The sequence below is a fragment of the Lacticaseibacillus pantheris DSM 15945 = JCM 12539 = NBRC 106106 genome (assembly GCF_001591865.1).
Lineage (GTDB): Bacteria > Bacillota > Bacilli > Lactobacillales > Lactobacillaceae > Lacticaseibacillus > Lacticaseibacillus pantheris.
The window spans coordinates 1-1828 of record NZ_BCVS01000177.1 but is presented as its reverse complement, the minus strand read 5'-3'; the positions used below and the strand labels follow the sequence as shown (position 1 = coordinate 1828).

Annotated in this window: 2 protein-coding genes; both read left to right on the top strand. The window is 48.7% G+C overall.

The genetic code is table 11. The features are described from left to right. Positions 1-45 precede the first annotated feature (45 nt). Positions 46-1443 (top strand): IS3 family transposase, encoded by a 1398-nt coding sequence (locus tag LPA02S_RS11305; RefSeq protein ID WP_225355008.1) that lies wholly within the window; start codon positions 46-48, stop codon positions 1441-1443. After that, a complete protein-coding gene (locus tag LPA02S_RS11300; RefSeq protein WP_056956070.1) occupies positions 1440-1757 on the top strand; it encodes a hypothetical protein in 318 nt (105 codons plus the stop codon). Before LPA02S_RS11305 ends, LPA02S_RS11300 begins: the two co-directional genes overlap by 4 nt. The last annotated feature ends 71 nt before the right edge of the window (positions 1758-1828 follow it).

Here is a 1828-nt window from a genome sequence, read left to right as displayed (position 1 = left end):
TGACGTGTACCCCAAAAGTTGGAACTAAACTTTGGGGGTATTTTGATGACCAAGATTTCAATGGATACTTGTATTCAGGCGGTTAAATGTTATCTTACTGGCAACAGCTCCAAGAATCGCGTCGCCAAGCAGTTTGGAATTGCCAATTTCCGCTTTCGTATTCTCGTTGCCGTCTATGAAAAGCATGGCATACAGGGCTTGATGGCATCACCGAAAGTTACTGGTGATTTTCGTGCCAGTCTAGTAGAGTGGAAGCAAAGTCATAATGCATCAATCACTGAGACGTGTGCGCACTTTGCCTATCCTTCGTACGCAAGCATTACTAATTGGGAACGAATCTACTTCAGTGAAGGCAAATCAGCGCTTCTCGCGTTACGGCAGGGAGTGAAACGTGATCAATCAAGAGAGTGTACAACAACGGCTGAAACGCCTGGAAAAAGAGAACTTATCGTTGCGGATACAGAACGACGCCTTAAAAAAATTGGCAGCCTTGAGAAAGCAACAAAAAGACAAATCAGCGAGGTCATCATCGCACTCAGGGCCAAGTACAAACTAGTTGATTTAATCCAGGCATTACCCATTAGCATGTCAGTTTTTCAGTACTGGCAGCAGCGGCTGAGCCAGCCCGACCCTGATGAAGAGATCAAGGCCCGCATCTCGTTGGTTTTCAACGCCCATAACGGCAATTACGGCATCCTGCGGGTGACACCGGAAGTTCGGGCGATGTACGTGTCAGAGGGCCGTCAAGCGCCGAATCACAAACGGATCCAGCGGCTTATGGTTGAGATGGATATGCACTGTCAAAAGTATGGCAAACGGACGCGCAAGTATGACTCCTCCAAGGGGCCCTCGGGTAAGAAAGCCAAGAACAAGTTGAATCGGCGTTTCAGCGCTGACCGGCCGTTACAAAAGCTGGTTTGCGATGTCACGGAATTACAAGCCCACAATGGTGATAAGGTCTATTTGGAGGTTATCAAGGACCTCTACAGCACCCGAATCCTGGAGTGGGAACTCTCGACGCGGCCGACACTAGAGTTCAGTACGGCGCCGCTAGAACGGTTAGTGGCGCATCTGCCATCTACCGGATATCAGATTACGCTACACACCGACCAAGGGTGGCAATATCAGCACCACGCGTGGGTTCGTTTACTGCGTAAAGGGAAGATTCGGCAAAGCATGTCGCATCGCTCCACATGTCTGGACAACGCGGCCTGTGAAACTGTATTTAACAAACTAAAGGCAGAAATGGTTCCAGCTAAAGAATGTGTCGACGCGAGTGCGCTAATGACCACTATTGATGACTGGCTTAAATACTACAACGAAGACCGGATTCAAACGCGTCTCGGGAGTATTGCCCCGAGAACCTATGAGCAACGGTGCAACATCAAATACCAATTCTACGTACAGGTCAGTCGGCACACGCCAAAGGAGAAGATACAATGACTAAGCGGCAACGGCAGACATTTCGAGCACTCAAACCATTCGAAGGGTTTACGGCGTGGGCTAATCCAAATGACCCAAATACCAAGCGCTGTTGGATTAACAAAGGGGATACTTACGAGACTCGTTCTGGCATCTACGACGATGACTACATCGGGGCCACCATCATCGTCGAAGGATTCGGGGAGGTACAAATCGATGGTGTCGACATAACCGACCACAGCGAACCTATTTCCGTTATGGAATATGACCAGCTCCACCCATTTGTCGGGAAAGTTGATCCGGAAACTGGTGCGTGGGAAGGCGAAATCATTTAAATGTGATATTAAAACAAGGCAGCACTCGATGAGCCACCTTGCGGGTAAATCAGATTCTGTTCCAACAAATT

What these genes read in the sequence shown, in the direction of transcription:
- LPA02S_RS11305 (WP_225355008.1), top strand. Translation starts at nt 46, where the DNA reads ATGACCAAGATTTCAATGGATACTTGTATTCAGGCGGTTAAATGTTAT.
- LPA02S_RS11300 (WP_056956070.1), top strand. Translation starts at nt 1,440, where the DNA reads ATGACTAAGCGGCAACGGCAGACATTTCGAGCACTCAAACCATTCGAA.